This window comes from Stenotrophomonas sp. YJH_SMC_16 (genome assembly GCF_059367875.1).
This window is the reverse complement of sequence record NZ_JCAFRH010000001.1, coordinates 436,840-455,744: the sequence shown is the minus strand read 5'-3', so window position 1 is coordinate 455,744 and position 18,905 is coordinate 436,840. Positions and strand designations below refer to the sequence as shown.

Here is an 18,905-nt window from a genome sequence, read left to right as displayed (position 1 = left end):
GCACCCTGAACCGGTATCCTTGCGGCCATGAGCGCGCCAGATCCTTCCGCCCCTCGCGACGCCACCGCGCCACCGCGCGTGGTGCGTTTCCGCTGGGCGTGGTGGCTGCTGGCGTACGTCAGCCTCGGTACCGGCATCGTCGGGATCTTCGTGCCGGGCCTGCCGACCACCGTATTCATCCTGATCTCGGCGTGGGCCGCCTCGCGCGGCTCCGAGCGCCTGCACAGCTGGCTGCTGCAGCATCCACGCTTTGGCCCGGCCATCGCCAACTGGCAGGCGCATGGTGCAGTCAGCCGCTACGGCAAGTGGATGGCCACGATCACCATGGCGGTATGCGCCGGCATCATGTTGTGGTGCGTGCCGATCACCTGGGTGAAGTGGTTCTCGATCGGCAGCATGACCGTGGTGGCGATCTGGCTGTGGACCCGGCCGCTGCCGCCGCCCGCGGATTGAACCCCTGCGGTGGTGCCGGCCGCTGGCCGGCAACCCGATCCCCTGCACCAACCGCTCAGCCGCCAGTGGCTATACTCGGGGCATGAAGACCCCCCATCGAAACGCCATCCTGATTCCGCTGGCAGCGGCTTCGCTGCTGTTCCTCGCCGCCTGCGGCAACAAGGGCCCGCTGGTACTGCCGCAGAAGCCGGTGCCGGTGGAAGAAACCGTCGAACCGGTTGCCGAGCCCGCGACCGAAGCGACCCCGACCGAGACCCAGGGCAGCGGCACGCCGGCCACGACCGTGGACCCGGCTGCACCGACCACCCAACCGGCGCCTGCGCCTGCGAAGAAGGTGGGCGGCGGGAATGAGTAAGGCCGGTTCCAAGGCGCTGCGCTTCAGCAAGATGCATGGCGCGGGCAATGATTTCGTAGTGATCGACCTGCGTGACGGCACTGCGCCGCCCACGCCTGAACTGGCCGCGCGCCTGGCCGACCGCCACACCGGCGTCGGCTGCGATCAGATCCTGACCATCGAAGCACCGCGCGCGGAAGGCTCGGTGGCGTCCTACCGCATCTGGAATGCCGACGGTTCCAACTCCGAGCAGTGCGGCAACGGCGCGCGCTGCATCGCGGCCTGGCTGGTGCGCGAGGGCAGTGCGCAGGGCGGTGCATTCGTCATCGACAGCCCGTTGGCCAGCCACGAAGTGAAGATGCTGGGCGAGGGCCAGTTCGCGGTGACCATGGGGGTGCCTGCGTTCGAGCCGGCCAACGTGCCGCTGATGGGCTTCGCCCACGCGCGCGAGGAATACCTGCTGCCGCTGCAGGGCGAGAGCGTCCGCTTTGCTGCGGTATCGATGGGCAATCCGCATGCGGTGATTGAAGTGGGCCTGATCGATGCCGCACCGGTCGAGCGCGTCGGTTCGCTGCTGCAGCAGCATGCGTCTTTCCCGCGCTCGGTGAACGTGGGCTTCGTACAGGTGATGGGCCCGGCGCATGCGCGTCTGCGTGTGAATGAGCGCGGCGTCGGTGAAACCCTGGCCTGTGGCAGCGGTGCCTGTGCCGCTGCGGTGACCCTGATGCAGCGTGGCCGCCTGCAGCGTGACGCGCGCATCAGCCTGCCCGGTGGCGACCTGCGCATCCAGTGGCCAGGCGATGGCCAGCCGGTGGTGATGGCCGGCCCGACCGCATTCGTCTTCGAAGGGGAGTGGATCGCATGACCGAAACCGTCGACAAGCTCGGGGCCCATGAAGTCGCTGCCTGGTTGCGGCGTCATCCGGGCTTCCTCAAGCAGTTCCCGGACCTGGCCCTGACCCTGGTGGTGCCGCGTGATGACGGTCCGACCGCGTCGCTGGCCAGCTACCAGCTGGAAGTGCTGCGCGAGAAGAACCGCGAGCTGGCACGACGGTTGGCCGATCTGGGCGCAACCGCCCAGATCAATGAACGCCTGGCAGTGCGCACGCATCAGCTGACCCTGGCGCTGATGAAGCAGGACAACGCCGCCGATACCCTGCGTGCTATGGCTGCCTCGCTGCAGGAAGATTTCGCCGGCGACCTGGTACGGCTGGTGGTGCACAGGCCGGTGGCCGGGCTGGAGCAGGCCGACTGGCTGCAGGTGATTGCCGCCGATGATCCGCAGCTGGGCCCGTTCCGCGACTGCCTGAAGGATGGCGAGCCGATCTGCGGCCGCCTGCAGCCGGAAAAGAATGCCGTGCTGTATGGCGTGCGCAGCGAGGAAGTGCAGACCACCGCACTGCTGCCGCTACCGGGCGTGGGCCTGATTGCGGTCGGAAGCCACGACCCGAACCGCTTCTATCCGGGCATGGGCACGCTGTTCCTGCGCATGATGGGCGATGCGCTGGTCACCGGCCTGAAGCGCTTCCCGGGCTGAGCAGGACACGACGATGAGCGCGGTACAGGCCTTCCTGCAGCACCTGCAGGTGGAACGGCGGATGTCGGCGCATACGCTTGATGCCTACCGCCGCGACCTGGATGCGCTGTCGGTCTGGGCCGAGCCACGTGGTGTAGCGGTGGAGGCGCTTGATGCTGACGCGGTGCGCCAGTTCGTCGCCGACGAGCATCGCCGCGGCCTGTCGGCCAAGAGCCTGCAGCGCCGCTTGTCGGCCTGCCGCAGCTTCTATGCCTGGCTGCTCAAGCACGGGCGCATCGAGGTCAGTCCGGCGGCGACGCTGAAGGCGCCGCGTGCGCCGCGCCGGTTGCCGCAGGTGCTTGACGCCGACGAAGCCGTGCAGCTGGTCGAGCTGGAACCGGAAGGCGAGCTCGGCCGCCGTGATCGCGCGCTGCTGGAACTGTTCTATTCCTCCGGCCTGCGCCTGAGCGAAGTCTGCGCGCTGACCTGGCGCGATCTGGATTTCGACAGTGGTCTGGTCAACGTACTGGGCAAGGGCAATCGCCAGCGGCGGGTGCCGTTCGGCCGGCCGGCGCGCGAAGCGCTGCAGGCGTGGCGCGCGGAAAGTGGCGGTGGCCCGGCCTCGCCAGTGTTCCCCGGCCGCAACGGGCCGATCAGCCAACGCGCGGTGCAGATCCGCATCCGCCAGCTGGCGCAGCGCCAGGGCCTGTTCAAGCACGTGCACCCGCACATGCTGCGGCACAGCTTCGCCAGCCATATCCTGGAATCATCCGGTGACCTGCGTGGCGTGCAGGAACTGCTCGGCCATGCCGACATCGCCACCACCCAGATCTACACCCACCTCGATTTCCAGCACCTGGCCAAGGTCTACGACGCCGCGCATCCACGCGCGAAGCGCCGCAACAAGGGCGACACGGCTGAATAGCCCGCCCTTGATCTGGATCAGGGCAGGGCGGGCGCTACCGGCGCATCGTGGCCGCAGGCCACGAGGAACCCGCCACCATGGCGAAGCCCATTCCGCTGCATCCGAAGCATCCCGAGCGCATCTGCTGGGGCTGCGACCGCTACTGCGCAGCTGACGCACTGGCCTGCGGCAATGGCTCCGGTCGCACCCAGCATCCGATCGAGACGCAGGGCGAAGACTGGTATATCGCCTGGGGCATCGAGCCCAATCCGGATCGGCCATCGCAAGCCAAGCGCTGAACGGCAGCCATCCGCACAGGCTTGATCGCACCCGGCGCTGTCCCCATGTCCCGGGAACAGCTATCGGAGGCCGCATGGACCCCAGTCAGAATCCCAACGTTTTCCACGCCACCACCATCGTCTGCGTCCGTCGCGGCGAGCACGTGGCCATTGCCGGCGACGGCCAGGTCACGCTGGGCCACACCGTGATGAAGGGCAACGCGCGCAAGGTGCGCCGCCTCGGTCGTGATGGCCAGGTGCTGGCCGGCTTCGCCGGTGCCGCCGCCGATGCCTTCACCCTGTTCGAGCTGTTCGAGGCCAAGCTGGAAAAGCACGGCCAGCTGCAGCGCGCTGCGGTCGAACTGGCCAAGGATTGGCGCACCGAGCGCCGCCTGGGCAAGCTTGAAGCCCTGCTGGCGGTGGCCGACAAGGAAACCTCGCTGATCATCAGCGGCACCGGCGATGTGATCGAACCGGAGGACGGCATCATCGCCATCGGTTCCGGCGGTTCCTATGCGCTGTCGGCCGCGCGCGCGCTGATGGCGCACACCGAACTGGATGCGCGCACCATCGCCAGCGAAGCCATTGGCATTGCCGGCGACATCTGCATCTACACCAACCGCAACGTGGTGGTCGAGGAGCTGTAACGCCTCCCGATCCGCCGGGCATGGCCCGGCGCTACCGACAACGAATCCGTGAGCACATCCATGTCGAAGATCGAAGTTTCCTCCGCCACCATGACCCCGCGCGAGATCGTGCAGGAACTGGACCGGCATATCGTGGGCCAGCACGACGCCAAGCGCGCCGTGGCCATCGCCCTGCGCAACCGCTGGCGCCGCATGCAGCTGGTGCCGGAGCTGCGCAATGAAGTGATGCCGAAGAACATCCTGATGATCGGCCCGACCGGCGTCGGCAAGACCGAAATCGCGCGCCGCCTGGCCACGCTGGCCAACGCACCGTTCGTGAAGGTTGAAGCCACCCGCTTCACCGAAGTCGGCTACGTCGGCAAGGACGTCGAGCAGATCATCCGTGACCTGGCCGATACGGCCGTCAAGCTGTACCGCGAACAGGCCAAGGTGCGCGTGCGTACCCAGGCCGAAGAACGTGCCGAAGACCGTATCCTCGATGCGCTGCTGCCGCGCCGCAGCGGTGGCATCGGTTTCGATCCGGAAGTCGCCCGCAACGAACCGTCGGCGCAGGACAACGAGACCCGCATCAAGTTCCGCAAGATGCTGCGCAACGGTGAGCTGGATGAGCGCGAGATCGAGCTCGACCTGGCCGCGAACGTGAGCATGGACATCATGACCCCGCCGGGCATGGAGGAAATGGGCCAGCAGCTGAAGTCGATGTTCGCCAATCTGGGCGGCGGCGCCAAGGCGCACAAGCGCACGCTGACCATCAAGGCCGCGCGTCCGCTGCTGGTGGAAGAAGAGGCCGGCAAGCTGGTCAACGAAGACGATATCCGCACGGCGGCGATCGAGGCCTGTGAGCAGCACGGCATCGTCTTCATCGACGAGATCGACAAGGTCGCCAAGCGGGGTGATAACGTGGGCGGTGGCGATGTCTCCCGCGAAGGCGTGCAGCGCGACCTGCTGCCGCTGGTGGAAGGCTCCAACGTGTCCACCAAGTACGGCACGATCAAGACCGACCACATCCTGTTCATCGCCTCCGGTGCGTTCCACCTGGCCAAGCCCAGCGACCTGATTCCGGAGCTGCAGGGTCGTTTCCCGATCCGCGTGGAACTGGGGGCGCTGAGCAAGAACGATTTCGTGCGCATCCTGACCGAGCCGAAGGCCGCGCTGACCAAGCAGTACGAAGCGCTGCTGGCCACCGAGGGCGTCAAGGTCAGCTTCACTGCCGACGCCATTGATCGCCTGGCCGAGATCGCCTTCCAGGTGAACGAGCGCCAGGAGAACATCGGTGCCCGCCGCCTGCATACCGTGCTGGAGCGTCTGCTGGATTCGCTCAGCTACGAGGCACCGGACCGTGATGGCGAAACCCTGGCCATCGACAGTGCTTATGTCGATGCGCACCTGGGTGAGCTGGTGCAGGATCCGGACCTGAGCCGCTACATCCTGTAATGCCCGACTCTGCAAAGCCATGGGGCCGCCGAAAGGCGGCCTTTTTGTTGGCGGTCAGTGCGGGTGCCGGGCGCGGTAGGCCTGCAGTACCTGATCGATCACTGCGCTGGTGCGCGCAGCGCTGATGCCGGTCGACGGTGAGCGCCCGTTGCCGCGCAGCTCGTCCACGAGGGAAGCGATCAACGGCTGCTGGACCGCTGGCGGGTTCGGGATATCGAACGCCTGCACGCCCGCTTTGGTCTCCAGAACCACCGGAACGTCCTCGAAGGTGGCAAAGCGCAGCTGCCCGCGGTCGCCGGTGATCTCGATCTCATCCTGGCGGCGGAAGGCGCAGAAACTCCATTGCGCGATGCCGTGCGTCCCTGCCCCGGTGCGGAAGCACATCGAGACGCTGTCCTCGGCGGCGTAGGCGCCGGTCAACGAACTGGCCAGGCCACGCACATCGCTCAGCGGCCCCAGGAGATGGTCGAGCAGATCCAGGGTATGCGAGCCCAGATCGACGAACAGCCCGCCGCCGGCGATCGCCGGATTGGTCCGCCAGAAGTCCGGCGAGGCGGCATTCGCCGAATGCGGCCGATGCAGGGTGGCGCGCACGCTGCGCGGCGTACCGATTGCGCCGCTGTCCAGCAGCTGCTTCACCTGTGCGAAGCGGGGCAGGGCGCGGCGGTAGTAGGCCACGAATACCGGCACGCCGCTGCGCGCGCTGGCCTCCAGCACGCGTTCGCATTCCGCGTGATCCATCGCCATCGGCTTTTCGATGTAGACCGGCTTGCCCGCGGCGATCGCCTGCAGCGCGTACTGCATGTGCGTGGAGGGCGGCGTTGCAACGTAGATCGCGTTCACTTCCGGATCGGCGATGAGCGCATCGGCGTCCGCGTACCAGCGGGGAATGGCATGGCGCCGCGCGTAATCCTCGGCCAACGCCGCATTGCGACGCATGACCGCTGCCACGCGTGAGCCGGGTGTGCTGGCCAGGGCGGGGCCGCTCTTCTTCTCGGTGACACTGCCGCAGCCGATGAAGCCCCACACCACATTGTCCAGGATCATGGGTCTGTCCTCAGATGGGTGCGGCGGCGGTGGCGGCAGCGCCGCTCACGCTTCCGGCAACGGCTCGGGCACCGTTCCGGGCACGAACACGCCATCCTTCACGTAGGCGGCCAGGGTCATGTCCAGCGCGAGCATGCCGTCGCGCTTGAGGTCCATCAGTTCCGGTTCGACCATCGCGCCGTGCAGCACGCCCAGCACGGTGGCGTGCAGCATGCGTGCGGCGATCTTCGGGTCGGCACCCTCGCGCAGCTGGCCCAGATCGCGGGCCCGGCGCAGCGCACGTTCCATTCGGTCGAGCGCATCGCGGAAACCGGCCTGCTGCAGTTCGGTCAGCACCCTGGTGTCTGCCGATGCGTCGCTGCGCAGCATGATCTCCATGGTCTTGCGCAGGCGCTCATCTTCGGACAGCTCGATGAACGAATGGATCATCACCGCGCGCAGGTCGTGCACGGGGGTGTCGCGCTGGTCGCTGGAGGTGCGCTCCAGTTCCTGCATGAAGGGCAGGTGCACCCGTTCAACGATCGCGGCCAGCACCTCGCTCTTGTTCTTGAAGTGCCAGTACACCGCGCCACGGGTATAGCCGGCGCGGGCGCCGATCATCTCCAGCGTGGTACGGGCCACGCCGTGTTCATGGAAACAGGCTTCGGCGGCGTCAAGGATGCCTTCCCGGGTTGCCTGGGTGTCCTCTTTGGTCTTGCGGGCCATGGATGGGTACGAGTGCGGGTGAAACGTGGCTGAATTGTACCTGTTTACAAACAAACACGCATGTATGTATATTTCCGTCCCATCATTCCCGCCGTGTGCGTGGCAGGCCGTTGCCGGCTGCTTCTCCCCGCCGGTGAGCGTTGCCTGCTGGCGCTTTCGGCCTGTATCAGCGCGTTTTGAGATTCCTTCCCCTGAGAGCCTTTCCGTCATGTTGCTGAGCCGAATCCGACCCATCGCGCTGTCGCTGGCCATCGCCGCGACCGTGGCTGCCTGCGGCGGCCAACCCCAGGCCCCCGAACAGGGCCCCGGTGACGTCACCGTGGTCACGCTGAAGTCCGAGACCGTGGGCCTGACCCGCGAACTGCCGGGCCGTACCAATGCCTTCCTGGTCGCCGAAGTGCGCCCGCAGGTCAATGGCATCGTCGCCAAGCGCCTGTTCACGGAAGGTGGCATGGTCAAGGCCGGCGAGCCGCTGTACCAGCTCGACGACGCCAGCTACCGCGCCCAGGCCAACAATGCCCGTGCCCAGCTGGCCCGCGCAGAAGCCACCGCCAATGCCGCCCGCCTGAGCGCCAAGCGCATCACCGAGCTGGCCAAGGTCGACGCGGTCAGCCAGCAGGATCTGGAAAACGCCGTGGCCGCGCAGAAGCAGGCCGAGGCCGACGTCGGCGCCGCCAAGGCATCGCTGGATGCGGCCAACGTCACCCTCGGCTATGCCCGTATCACCGCGCCGATCAGCGGCCGCATCGGCAAGTCCAGCGTCACCCAGGGTGCGCTGGTCAACGCCGGCCAGGCCAATGCGCTGGCCACCGTGCAGCAGCTGGATCCGATCTATGTCGACCTGACCCAGTCCTCGGCCGAGCTGCTGCAGCTGCGCCGCGAACTGGCCGCCGGCCGCCTGCAGGACAACCAGACGCTGCCGGTCAGCATCCTGATGGAAGACGGCAGCACCTTCGAGCACAAGGGCACGCTGGAGTTCTCCGAAGTCAGCGTCGATCCGGCCACCGGCAGCTTCGGCCTGCGCGTGAAGGTGGACAACCCGGACGGCCTGCTGATGCCGGGCATGTACGTGCGCGCAGTGATCGGCGGCGGCGTGCGCAGCGATGCGGTGCTGGTACCGATGGCCGGCATCGCCCGCGATCCGAAGGGCGACACCTCCGCGATGGTGGTCGACAAGGACAACAAGGTCGAAGTGCGCCCGGTCAAGGTCAGCCGCACGGTTGGCGACAAGTGGCTGGTCGAGGACGGTCTGAAGGCCGGCGACAAGGTCATCGTCGAAGGCCTGCAGAAGATCGGCCCCGGCATGCCGGTCAAGGCCACCGAGAAGGGCGCTGCTCCGGCCAAGCCAGCAGCAGCCGCCCAGCCTGCCGCTCCGGCCGGCGACGCGAAGTAAGCGGAGAACCCCATGGCACGCTTTTTCATCGATCGACCCATCTTTGCATGGGTGATCGCCATCATCATCATGCTCGCCGGCGGCCTGGCCCTGTTCAAGCTGCCGGTCTCGATGTACCCCAACGTCGCACCGCCGGCGGTGGAAATCAGCGCCACCTACCCGGGTGCATCGGCCAAGGTGGTCGAGGACTCGGTGACGCAGATCATCGAGCAGAACATGAAGGGCCTTGATGGCCTGATCTACTTCTCCTCCAACAGCTCGTCCAACGGCCAGGCCACCATCACCCTGACCTTCGAGAGCGGCACCAACCCGGACATCGCCCAGGTGCAGGTGCAGAACAAGCTGCAGCTGGCGATGCCGCTGCTGCCGCAGGAAGTGCAGCGGCAGGGCATCAACGTGGCCAAGTCCAGCTCGGGCTTCCTGAACGTCATCGCGTTCGTTTCCGAGAACGGCAGCATGGACGCCAACGACATCGCCGACTACGTCGGTTCCAATGTCGTCGACCGTCTGAGCCGCGTGCCGGGCGTGGGCAACATCCAGGTGTTCGGTGGCAAGTACGCCATGCGTATCTGGCTGGACCCGAACAAGCTGCATACCTATGGCCTGTCGGTCGCGGAAGTGACCGCAGCGGTCAAGGCACAGAACGCCCAGGTCGCCATCGGCCAACTCGGCGGTGCGCCGTCGATCAAGGGCCAGCAGCTCAACGCCACCATCAACGCGCAGTCGCGCCTGCAGACCCCGGAACAGTTCCGCAACATCATCGTGCGCGGTGCGCAGGACGGTGCCGAGCTGCGCCTGGGTGATGTCGCCCGCGTCGAACTGGGCGCCGAGTCCTACGACTTCGTCACCCGCTACAACGGCCAGCCGGCCAGCGGCCTGGCGGTCACCCTGGCCACCGGCGCCAACGCGCTGGATACCGCCGCTGGCGTGGATGCCGCGCTGGAGGACATGAAGAGCTTCTTCCCGGCCGGGCTGAAGGCCGAGATCCCGTACGACACCACCCCGTTCGTGCGCGTGTCGATCAAGGGTGTGGTGCAGACCCTGATCGAAGCGATCGTGCTGGTGTTCGTGGTGATGTACCTGTTCCTGCAGAACTTCCGCGCCACGCTGATCCCGACCATCGCCGTGCCGGTGGTGCTGCTGGGTACCTTCGGCGTGCTGGCGATGCTGGGCTTCTCGGTGAACATGCTGACCATGTTCGCGATGGTGCTGGCGATCGGCCTGCTGGTGGATGATGCCATCGTGGTGGTGGAGAACGTCGAGCGCATCATGTCCGAGGAAGGACTGTCGCCGCTCGAGGCCACCCGCAAGTCGATGGGCCAGATCACCGGCGCGCTGGTGGGTATCGGCCTTGTGCTGTCGGCCGTGTTCGTGCCGATGGCCTTCATGAGCGGTTCCACCGGCGTGATCTATCGCCAGTTCTCGGCCACGATCGTTTCGGCGATGGCACTGTCGGTGCTGGTCGCGATCGTGCTGACCCCGGCGCTGTGCGCGACCATGCTCAAGCCGCTGAAGAAGGGCGAGCACCACGTCGCCCATCGCGGCCTGGCCGGTCGCTTCTTCAATGGCTTCAACCGCGGCTTCGACCGCACCAGCGAAAGCTACCAGCGCGGCGTGCGCGGCATCATCCATCGTCCGTGGCGCTTCATGGGCATCGTGGCGGCACTGTTCGTGCTGATGGGCGTGTTGTTCGTGCGCCTGCCCAGCTCGTTCCTGCCCAACGAAGACCAGGGCGTGCTGATGGCGCTGGTGCAGGCACCGGTCGGTGCCACCCAGGAACGTACGCTGGAATCGATCGCGGCACTGGAAAACCACTTCCTGCAGAACGAGAAGGATGCGGTGGACTCGGTGTTCTCGGTGCAAGGCTTCAGCTTCGCCGGCATGGGCCAGAACGCGGGCATGGCGTTCGTCAAGCTGAAGGACTGGAGCGAGCGTGACGCCAACAATGGCGTGATGCCGATCACCGGTCGCGCGATGGCGGCACTGGGCCAGATCAAGGATGCCTTCATCTTCGCCTTCCCGCCGCCGGCCATTCCGGAACTGGGTACCGCTTCGGGTTACACCTTCTTCCTGAAGGACAACAGTGGCCAGGGCCACGAGGCACTGGTGGCCGCGCGCAACCAGCTGCTCGGCCTCGCCGCCGGCAGCAAGAAACTGGCCAACGTGCGCCCGAACGGCCAGGAAGACACGCCGCAGTTCCGCATCGACATCGATGCGGCCAAGGCGACCTCGCTGGGGCTGTCGATCGACCAGATCAACGGCACCCTGGCCGCCGCGTGGGGCAGCTCGTACATCGATGACTTCGTCGATCGCGGCCGCGTCAAGCGCGTGTTCGTGCAGGCTGACCAGCCGTTCCGCATGGTCCCGGAAGACTTCGACCTCTGGTCCGTGAAGAACGACAAGGGCGAGATGGTGCCGTTCAGCGCGTTCGCCACCAAGCACTGGGACTACGGTTCGCCGCGCCTGGAGCGCTACAACGGCGTGTCGGCAATGGAAATCCAGGGCGAACCGGCCCCGGGTGTGGCCTCCGGTGACGCCATGGCCGAGATCGAACAGTTGGCCAAGCAGCTGCCGGCGGGCTTCGGCATCGAGTGGACGGCGATGTCCTACCAGGAACGCCAGGCCGGCTCGCAGACGCCGCTGCTGTACACGCTGTCGCTGATGATCGTGTTCCTGTGCCTGGCCGCGATGTACGAAAGCTGGAGCGTGCCGACCGCGGTGCTGCTGGCGGCCCCGCTGGGTATTCTCGGCGCCGTGCTGGCCAATACCTTCAAGGGCCTGGAACGCGACATCTACTTCCAGGTGGCGATGCTGACCACGGTGGGCCTGACCAGCAAGAACGCGATCCTGATCGTCGAGTTCGCCAAGGAGAACCTGGAGAAGGGCGCCAGCCTGATCGAGTCGATCATGCATGCCGTGCGCGACCGCTTGCGTCCGATCGTGATGACCTCGCTGGCCTTCGGCATGGGCGTGGTACCGCTGGCGGTCTCCACCGGTGCCGGTTCCGGCGCCAAGCAGGCGATCGGTACCGGCGTGCTCGGCGGCATGATCGTCGGCACCGTGCTCGGCGTGTTCTTCGTGCCGCTGTTCTTCGTGGTGGTGCAGCGCGTGTTCAAGCGCAAGACCGCCGAGTGATGAAATCCGGTAGCGCCGGGCCATGCCCGGCGGATGCCTCACCGCGTAGCCGCCGGGCATGGCCCGGCGCTACCACCGTGACCCCCAAGGTGTCGCCATGAAATTCTCTTCTCTTGCTGTATCCCTGGCCGGCGTGCTCGCGCTGGCCGGCTGCTCCACTCTGGTGCCGAAGAACACCGCTGTCGCTCCGGCGATTCCGGCGCAGTGGCCGGCCGAAGCCGCGCAGGGCCAGGTGGCCGATGTCGCCGCCGTCGGCTGGCGCGACTTCTTCACCGATCCACGCCTGCAGCAGGTGATCGAGCAGTCGCTGCAGAACAACCGCGACCTGCGCGTGGCCGTGCTCAATGTAGAGCGCGCGCGCGGCCAGTACCGCGTACAACGCGCCGACCGCGTGCCCGGCGTGGCTGTCACCGGCCAGATGGAGCGCCGAGGCACCGACGCCGGCGTCACCGAGCAGTTCACCGCCGGTGTCGGCGTGGCCGAGTTCGAGCTGGATCTGTTCGGCCGCGTGCGCAATCTCAGTGAAGCGGCGTTGCAGCAGTACTTCGCCGTGGCCGCCAACCGCCGCAACGCGCAGCTGAGCCTGGTGGCCGAGACCGCGACTGCGTGGCTGACCTATGGTGCCGATGCGCAGCAGCTGAAGATCGCCGAGGCCACGCTGAAGACCTACGAGGATTCGCTGCGCCTGGCCGAGGCCCGCCACGAACGTGGTGGCAGTTCGGCGCTGGAGCTGACCCAGACCCGTACCCTGGTCGAGACCGCACGTACGGATGCTGCACGCCTGCGTGGCCAGCTGGCCCAGGACCGCAATGCGCTGGCGCTGCTGGCCGGTGGCCAGCTGGATCCGGCACTGCTGCCGGACAGCATCGAACCGCAGCTGCTTGCACTGGCCCCGCCGCCGGCCGGCCTGCCCAGCGACGCGCTGCTGCAGCGCCCGGACATCATGGCCGCCGAACACCAGCTGCTGGCCGCAAACGCCAACATCGGTGCGGCACGCGCAGCGTTCTTCCCGAGCATCTCGCTGACCGGCAGCATCGGCAGTGGTTCGAACGAACTGTCCAACCTGTTCGACAGTGGCACCCGTGTATGGAGTTTCCTGCCGAAGATCACCCTGCCGATCTTCCAGGGCGGCAAGCTGCGCGCCAACCTGGCCATCGCCAACGCAGATCGTGATATCGCTCTGGCGCAGTACGAGAAGTCGATCCAGGTGGGCTTCCGCGAAACCGCCGATGCGCTGGCATTGAATGTCAGCCTGGACGAGCAGGTGAGTTCACAGCGGCGCCTGGTGGACGCGGCCGAACAGGCCAACCGCCTGTCGCAGGCCCGCTACGACGCGGGGCTGGACAGCTTCGTCACCCTGCTTGATGCGCGGCGTACCGCCTACAACGCGCAGCAGACCCAGCTGCAGGCCCAGCTGGCGCAACAGGCCAACCGCATCACCCTGTACAAGGTGCTGGGTGGCGGCTGGCACGAGCGCAGCTGAGCAGCAATTCGATACCGGTAGCGCCGGGCCACGCCCGGCGGCCTTTCGTTCCTGCATGCCTGACGGCTGGGCGGACCGCACTTCGTGCTCGCCGGGCATGGCCAGGCGCTACCGCATGGGCCAACGGCACCATGCAAACGGATATTCATCGAGATGCAGGGTCAATCCTGCTCGGATGGGGTTGCCCAGGATGTACAACGCATGGCGCCTCAAGGCTTCCTCGCTGCGTACCGCGTGATCGAAATAGCTCGGCTGCCACAAAGGCGTCTGTATGCCGAACTGCTGCCCCAGCAACCGGCTGCTGCGGGATTTCACCGTTCCCATCATGCGCGCCAGTGATTCGTCGCGCAGCTGCATCAGCCAATGCAGATGGTCAGGCATGACGACCCAAGCAAAGGACCGACTGAGGCCCATGCGTTCAACATACCTCAATGCATCCACAAGACACGTTGCACAACGTGGATCTTCAAAGACCGGGCGCCGGTGGCGTACGACCGTGGTGAGGACGTAGTAGCCCCCGATATGGGAGTGGCGGCCACGTTCCAGATGACGGCTGGACATGGCGCCAGTCTGCACTGATGGGATGTCCGCCGTTATCAGCCGAGGGCGATGGCCCGTGTGGGATTCTTCCGGGTATCGCGCTCGCCGGGCATGGCCCGGCGCTACCGTCAGATCGCTTCATCATCGCGCGGGGCCGCGCGGCAGGCGCGCACGCGCAGCAGCGCGTCACCGGCCTCGCGGGCCATGCGCTCGTATTCGGCGCGGATCTCTTCCAGCCGCGCTTCGTCCAGTTCTTCCAGATCCAACAGTTCGTTGTTGGCTTCGGCTGTCGCCCGGATCAGCTCGTCCAGCTTGATCTGCATCGCGGCGGTATCCGCGTTCTGCGTGTGCTGGATCAGGAACACCATCAGGAAGGTGATGATGGTGGTGCCGGTGTTGATCACCAGCTGCCAGGTGTCGTTGAAACCGAACACCGGGCCACTGATGCCCCAGATCACCACGATCGCTACTGCGGCCAGGAAGGTCCACGGCGAGCCGGTGGCGGCCGCGGCCTTCTTGGCGATCGTATTGAACAGGTTGCGTGCTTTCATCGTCGTCGTCCCACTCAGGTGACGAGGATGATCGGCAGTGGCCCGTGCAGGCGCCGTGCAGCGGCAGTCAGGCGCGCATGCGCTGCAGGCGCGGTGCCTGCAGGCTGCGCACCGGACTGCTCTGGTAGACGTGCTGCCAGCAACGGTCGACGAACTCGCGGGCCTGTGCTTCGCTCAGTCGCGGCATGATCTGCAGGGCGTACTGGGTCTGGAACATCTCGTCACGTTCGGCCTCGCTGGCGCGCGGCTGGGTGATCAGCGAATCGCAGGCAAACTTGATCCACGGCACGTACGAGCCGAACGAGTTGTGCGGCAGTGCGCCTTCGGCATGTTGGCGGCGCCAGTGATCCAGCTCGGCGTCAACGTTGATGACCGGAGGAATGGTGGGGACTTCAGCGTGCATGACAATCCAGTTCGGTTGAGTGGAAAGGGAGTGGGGGTCATCGGAGTGTGGCGTATGTGGCGGTGCATGCCGCGTCAGCGCGATGTGGAGCTGGCGTTGGCATGTCCGATCAACTGCGCACGCTCGACGGCACCGAGATCTTCGGCGATGTCGGCCATCGCATTGCACAGGCGCTCATGGTCGAGCGGGTGGCCGCGCACCAGCTCCAGCTGCAGGCCCTGGTAGGCAGTCCAGAACAGTGCGCCACGCTGGTGCAGTGCGTACTGCTGCTGCAGGCGCTTGCGGATGGCGTCGAGGATCGGGTCAGGCGTAGGTCGTACGGCGTGCGCGCACATGGCTGGCTCCGCCGGGGAAAGAAGTCCCGGTAACCCCACCCTAGGCGCGGCAGCCGGGCGGGGTGTTATCGCAGCGTGTGCACGTTGCGCAGCTGACTGTGCACGGGTTCACGGCAATGGCCGCAAACGCTGCCGGCACTAGGGCGTGCCGGCGCTGAAGCGTTCATTAAATGGGATCAACAGGACACTGCGTGGTAATCATTCACCGATGTCTTCGTTCCAGATCTCCGGGTGCTGCGCAATGAAGCCGCCCAGCAGGTCCACGCATTCCTGGCTGTCCAGGTCGATCACGTTGACGCCGTTTTCCCGCAACCAGTCGATGCCGCCCTGGAAGGTGCGCGATTCGCCCACCACCACGGTGCCGATGTTGAACTGGCGCACCAGGCCCGAGCAGTACCAGCACGGCGCCAGGGTGGTGACCATGATCGTGTCCTGGTAACGGCGCTGGCGGCCGGCCTTGCGGAACGCATCGGTTTCGCCGTGCACCGACGGGTCGCCCTCCTGCACGCGGCGGTTATGGCCGCAGCCGAGCAGGCGGCCGTCGTTGTGGTACAGCGCCGCGCCGATCGGCACGCCGCCTTCGGCCAGGCCCTGGCGGGCTTCGGCGATGGCGGTCTGCAGCAGGGCCTGGTAGTCGGGCGTGGTGATCATGCGGGGCTCCGGTAAGTCGTGGCCCGCCATGATACGGGCAGGGGGTGCCGCTGGCCCCCGGCGGTGCGATAATCGGGGCCATGAGCGAATCCCCCTACAAAGCCGGTACCACCCATTTCGGGTTCCGCGACGTCGCCGCCAAGGACAAGCAGAAGCTGGTCGGCCAGGTGTTCACCTCGGTCGCGCGCAACTACGACCTGATGAACGACCTGATGAGCCTGGGCGTGCACCGGGCGTGGAAGCGCTACTACGTGGCGACCGCGCAGGTGAAGCCGGGCGACCGCGTGCTCGACCTGGCGGGCGGCACCGGCGACATCGCCGCCCTGCTGAAGGAGCGCGTCGGCGCCGAGGGCTCGGTGGTGCTGGGCGACATCAACGCCGGCATGCTGTCGGTCGGCCGCGACCGCCTGACCAACCGCGGCCTGGTGCTCGGCCTGGACTACGTGCAGTGCAACGCCGAAGCCCTGCCGTTCCCGGACAACAGCTTCGACCTGGTCACCATCGCCTTCGGCCTGCGCAACGTCACCGACAAGGACGCCGGCCTGCGCGAGATGTACCGCGTGCTGAAGGTGGGCGGCCAGGCCCGCGTGCTGGAGTTCTCCGAAGTCACCGCGGACTGGTTCAAGCCGATCTACGACTTCCACTCGTTCAAGATCCTGCCCAAGCTGGGCAAGTTGTTCGCCAATGATTCGGACAGCTACCAGTACCTGGCTGAGAGCATCCGCAAGCACCCGCCGCAGGATGAACTGAAGGCGATGATGGGGCAGGCCGGTTTCGAGCGCTGCCACTACAAGAACCTGACCGGCGGCATCGTTTCGATCCACTCCGGCTACAAGCTGTAGGCCTTGCCCTGGTGGGTGCCAACCCTGGTTGGCACTCGGCCGCTGCGGTCATCCGCTCTGGTAGGTGCCGACCTTGGTCGGCACGGGCCTGCCACATGCGATGAAAGATCCGTGCCAACCAAAGTTGGCACCTACCCGGGGCGCCGCCGCAGGATCGGCCTTGGCCGCATTACCCCGCACCGCGCAACGCCTGCCGGGCCGGAGGGAGGTACCATTGGGGTTTGATCCCCGTAACGGTCCCGATTCATGCGTAATCCGCTGATGCTCCTTCCGCTGGCCGTGGCCCTGGCCGCCGGCTGCTCCCAGGAGGCGGCCGCGCCCGCCGCCGCCCCGACTGCCGCAAAGGCCCCCGCCGCCCCCGTGAACGCCGAGAACCGCAGCCACGACGAAAGCTCGTACGCCGAGCCGGACAAGGTCGTCATCAAGGACATCGCGCTGGATCTGAAGCTGGACTTCGACCAGAAGCAGATCGGCGGCACCGCCACCTACACCCTGGAATGGAAGCAGAAGGACGCCAAGCAGCTGGTGCTCGACACCCGCGAGCTGACCGTGTCCAAGGTTGAGGCCGTTGCCGCCGATGGCGCGCGCAGCCCGCTGAAGTTCGAGCTGGCCGCCGCTGACAAGGTGTTCGGCAGCAAGCTGACCATCGAGGCTCCGGAACAGCCGGCCAAGGTGGAAGTGACCTATCACACCGCGCCGACCGCCTCGGGCCTGCAGTGGCTGGCACCGTCGATGACCGAGGGCAAGAAGCTGCCCTTCATGTTCAGCCAGTCGCAGGCCATCCACGCCCGTTCCTGGGTGCCGCTGCAGGACACCCCGAGCGTTCGCTTCACCTACAGCGCGCACGTGGTCTCGCGCCCGGATGTGATGGTGCTGATGAGCGCCGACAACGATCCGAAGGCCGCGCGTGACGGTGACTACACCTTCAAGATGCCGCAGCCGATTCCGTCGTACCTGCTGGCCATCGCCGCCGGCGACCTGGTGTTCGAGCCGATCTCCGGCCGCTCCGGCGTCTGGGCCGAGCCGACCATGGTCAACAAGGCCGCCAAGGAATTCGAAGACACCGAAAAGATGATCGGTGCCGCCGAGAAGCTGTACGGCGAATACCGCTGGGGCCGCTACGACATGCTGGTGCTGCCGCCGTCGTTCCCGTTCGGCGGCATGGAAAACCCGCGCCTGACCTTCGCCACCCCGACCGTGATCGTCGGCGACAAGTCGTTGGTCTCGCTGGTCGCCCACGAACTGGCGCACAGCTGGTCGGGCAACCTGGTGACCAACGCCAGCTGGAAGGACATCTGGCTCAATGAAGGCTTCACCACCTACGTCCAGGGCCGCATCACCGAAGCCCTGTACGGCAAGGAAATGGCCGAGATGGAGAAGCAGATCGACCAGACCGACCTGCTGGCCGAAGTGAAGGACATGAGCCCGGCTGACCAGGCACTGGCGCTGCCGCCGCTGAACGAGCGTGATCCCGACGAAGCGCTCAGCCAGGTCGCCTACGTCAAGGGTGCGTGGTTCCTGGAATTCCTGGAGCAGCGCTTCGGCCGCGAGACCTTCGATCCGTTCCTGCGCGGCTGGTTCGATGACCACGCCTTCCAGAGCGCGAACACCGACCAGTTCGTCGCGTACATGAAGAAGAACCTGCTGCCGAAGAATCCCTCGGCCGTGACCGAGGCCGAACTGAAGGCGTGGCTGGACGAGCCGGGCATTCCGGCGTTCGCTGCCAAGGCGCAGTCGCGCAACTTCAGCAGCGTCGATACCGCGCGCATCGCCTTCGCCAGCGCCGGCACCGTGCCGAGCAGCCAGGTCATCGCCGACTGGAGCACGCAGGAATGGGTGCGCTTCATCGACGGCCTGGGTGCGACCCAGCCGCTGGACAAGCTGGCCACGCTGGACAAGGCCTTCCACTTCACTGGCACCCCGAATGGCGAGATCGCCATGCGCTGGTACCCGCTGGCGATCCGCAGCGGCTACGAGCAGGCCAATGAAGGCGCGGCGGCATTCATCGAGCGCGTCGGCCGTCGCAAGCTGATCCTGCCGATCTACGCCGAACTGGTGAAGACCCCGAAGGGGCTGGAGCTGGCCAAGCAGGCCTTCGAAAAGGCCAAGCCGGGCTACCACCCGATCACCACCGCCTCGGTCCAGGACATGCTGGCCAAGGCTGAAGCCAAGTAAGCGGTAGTGCTGGCCGCTGGCCGGCAACCGGTCACTGCTTCACCACCAACGGCGGGGAAACCCGCCGTTGGTGTATCCGC

20 protein-coding genes are annotated in these 18,905 nt (G+C 66.5%); 13 read left to right on the top strand and 7 right to left on the bottom strand.

Annotated elements, in window-relative coordinates; all coding sequences use genetic code 11:
* The first annotated feature begins 27 nt into the window (after nt 1-27).
* The 8 genes from AC5P6E_RS01980 (at nt 28) to hslU (ending at nt 5,565) form a co-directional block, all read left to right on the top strand.
* Nucleotides 28-453, top strand: a complete 426-nt coding sequence (locus AC5P6E_RS01980; RefSeq protein WP_019337666.1) for a YbaN family protein — start codon at nt 28-30, stop codon at nt 451-453.
* Nucleotides 454-535: 82 nt separating this feature from the next.
* Nucleotides 536-808, top strand: coding sequence for an LPS translocon maturation chaperone LptM (gene lptM / locus AC5P6E_RS01975; protein ID WP_019337667.1), 273 nt, complete (start codon nt 536-538; stop codon nt 806-808).
* On the top strand, nt 801-1,652 hold the full coding sequence (gene dapF / locus AC5P6E_RS01970) for a diaminopimelate epimerase (RefSeq protein ID WP_043401027.1): 852 nt from the start codon (nt 801-803) through the stop codon (nt 1,650-1,652). Before lptM ends, dapF begins: the two co-directional genes overlap by 8 nt.
* A complete protein-coding gene (locus AC5P6E_RS01965) occupies nt 1,649-2,323 on the top strand; it encodes a DUF484 family protein (protein WP_010481384.1) in 675 nt (224 codons plus the stop codon). Before dapF ends, AC5P6E_RS01965 begins: the two co-directional genes overlap by 4 nt.
* Before the next feature lie 13 nt (nt 2,324-2,336).
* Nucleotides 2,337-3,227, top strand: a complete 891-nt coding sequence (gene xerC / locus AC5P6E_RS01960) for a tyrosine recombinase XerC (RefSeq protein WP_126560762.1) — start codon at nt 2,337-2,339, stop codon at nt 3,225-3,227.
* Between the two features lie 77 nt (nt 3,228-3,304).
* Nucleotides 3,305-3,505 carry a DUF3079 domain-containing protein gene (locus AC5P6E_RS01955; protein ID WP_006393300.1) on the top strand — a complete coding sequence of 67 codons (201 nt, stop codon included), beginning with the start codon at nt 3,305-3,307 and terminating at the stop codon, nt 3,503-3,505.
* 74 nt (nt 3,506-3,579) lie between these two features.
* Nucleotides 3,580-4,131 (top strand): ATP-dependent protease subunit HslV, encoded by a 552-nt coding sequence (gene hslV, locus AC5P6E_RS01950; RefSeq protein ID WP_005411093.1) that lies wholly within the window; start codon nt 3,580-3,582, stop codon nt 4,129-4,131.
* 60 nt (nt 4,132-4,191) lie between these two features.
* The gene (gene hslU / locus AC5P6E_RS01945; RefSeq protein ID WP_019337671.1) at nt 4,192-5,565 is read left to right on the top strand and encodes an ATP-dependent protease ATPase subunit HslU; all 1,374 of its coding nucleotides are present in this window, start codon (nt 4,192-4,194) and stop codon (nt 5,563-5,565) included.
* Nucleotides 5,566-5,619: 54 nt separating this feature from the next.
* Here hslU and AC5P6E_RS01940 read toward each other — a convergent pair whose 3' ends face one another.
* On the bottom strand, nt 5,620-6,612 hold the full coding sequence (locus AC5P6E_RS01940; RefSeq protein ID WP_313269653.1) for a Gfo/Idh/MocA family protein: 993 nt from the start codon (nt 6,610-6,612) through the stop codon (nt 5,620-5,622).
* Nucleotides 6,613-6,657: 45 nt separating this feature from the next.
* Nucleotides 6,658-7,317 carry an efflux transporter SmeDEF transcriptional repressor SmeT gene (gene smeT / locus AC5P6E_RS01935; protein ID WP_197578810.1) on the bottom strand — a complete coding sequence of 220 codons (660 nt, stop codon included), beginning with the start codon at nt 7,315-7,317 and terminating at the stop codon, nt 6,658-6,660.
* 208 nt (nt 7,318-7,525) lie between these two features.
* Between smeT and smeD the strand changes: the two genes are divergently transcribed.
* The 3 genes from smeD to smeF all read left to right on the top strand — a co-directional run bounded on the left by smeD (nt 7,526) and on the right by smeF (nt 13,328).
* Complete coding sequence (smeD, locus tag AC5P6E_RS01930) at nt 7,526-8,710, top strand: multidrug efflux RND transporter periplasmic adaptor subunit SmeD (RefSeq protein ID WP_049413310.1); 1,185 nt, start codon at nt 7,526-7,528, stop codon at nt 8,708-8,710.
* Between the two features lie 12 nt (nt 8,711-8,722).
* Nucleotides 8,723-11,845: a multidrug efflux RND transporter permease subunit SmeE gene (gene smeE / locus AC5P6E_RS01925; protein ID WP_312720061.1), complete on the top strand. Its 3,123-nt coding sequence runs from the start codon at nt 8,723-8,725 to the stop codon at nt 11,843-11,845.
* Nucleotides 11,846-11,942: 97 nt separating this feature from the next.
* Nucleotides 11,943-13,328, top strand: a complete 1,386-nt coding sequence (smeF, locus tag AC5P6E_RS01920; protein ID WP_495230635.1) for a multidrug efflux RND transporter outer membrane subunit SmeF — start codon at nt 11,943-11,945, stop codon at nt 13,326-13,328.
* Nucleotides 13,329-13,436: 108 nt separating this feature from the next.
* Here the strand turns inward: smeF and AC5P6E_RS01915 are convergent, their stop codons facing one another.
* The 5 genes from AC5P6E_RS01915 to AC5P6E_RS01895 all read right to left on the bottom strand — a co-directional run bounded on the left by AC5P6E_RS01915 (nt 13,437) and on the right by AC5P6E_RS01895 (nt 15,808).
* Nucleotides 13,437-13,889, bottom strand: a complete 453-nt coding sequence (locus AC5P6E_RS01915; RefSeq protein ID WP_329834985.1) for an REP-associated tyrosine transposase — start codon at nt 13,887-13,889, stop codon at nt 13,437-13,439.
* Nucleotides 13,890-13,996: 107 nt separating this feature from the next.
* On the bottom strand, nt 13,997-14,419 hold the full coding sequence (locus tag AC5P6E_RS01910) for a low affinity iron permease family protein (RefSeq protein ID WP_010481401.1): 423 nt from the start codon (nt 14,417-14,419) through the stop codon (nt 13,997-13,999).
* 67 nt (nt 14,420-14,486) lie between these two features.
* Nucleotides 14,487-14,822 carry a hypothetical protein gene (locus tag AC5P6E_RS01905; RefSeq protein ID WP_005411085.1) on the bottom strand — a complete coding sequence of 112 codons (336 nt, stop codon included), beginning with the start codon at nt 14,820-14,822 and terminating at the stop codon, nt 14,487-14,489.
* A gap of 74 nt (nt 14,823-14,896) precedes the next feature.
* On the bottom strand, nt 14,897-15,157 hold the full coding sequence (locus AC5P6E_RS01900) for a hypothetical protein (protein WP_010481405.1): 261 nt from the start codon (nt 15,155-15,157) through the stop codon (nt 14,897-14,899).
* 198 nt (nt 15,158-15,355) lie between these two features.
* The gene (locus AC5P6E_RS01895; RefSeq protein WP_005411083.1) at nt 15,356-15,808 is read right to left on the bottom strand and encodes a nucleoside deaminase; all 453 of its coding nucleotides are present in this window, start codon (nt 15,806-15,808) and stop codon (nt 15,356-15,358) included.
* Between the two features lie 80 nt (nt 15,809-15,888).
* Between AC5P6E_RS01895 and ubiE the strand changes: the two genes are divergently transcribed.
* Nucleotides 15,889-16,650 (top strand): bifunctional demethylmenaquinone methyltransferase/2-methoxy-6-polyprenyl-1,4-benzoquinol methylase UbiE, encoded by a 762-nt coding sequence (gene ubiE / locus AC5P6E_RS01890; RefSeq protein WP_005411082.1) that lies wholly within the window; start codon nt 15,889-15,891, stop codon nt 16,648-16,650.
* A gap of 246 nt (nt 16,651-16,896) precedes the next feature.
* On the top strand, nt 16,897-18,825 hold the full coding sequence (locus AC5P6E_RS01885) for a M1 family metallopeptidase (RefSeq protein WP_019337677.1): 1,929 nt from the start codon (nt 16,897-16,899) through the stop codon (nt 18,823-18,825).
* Nucleotides 18,826-18,905: the final 80 nt, after the last annotated feature.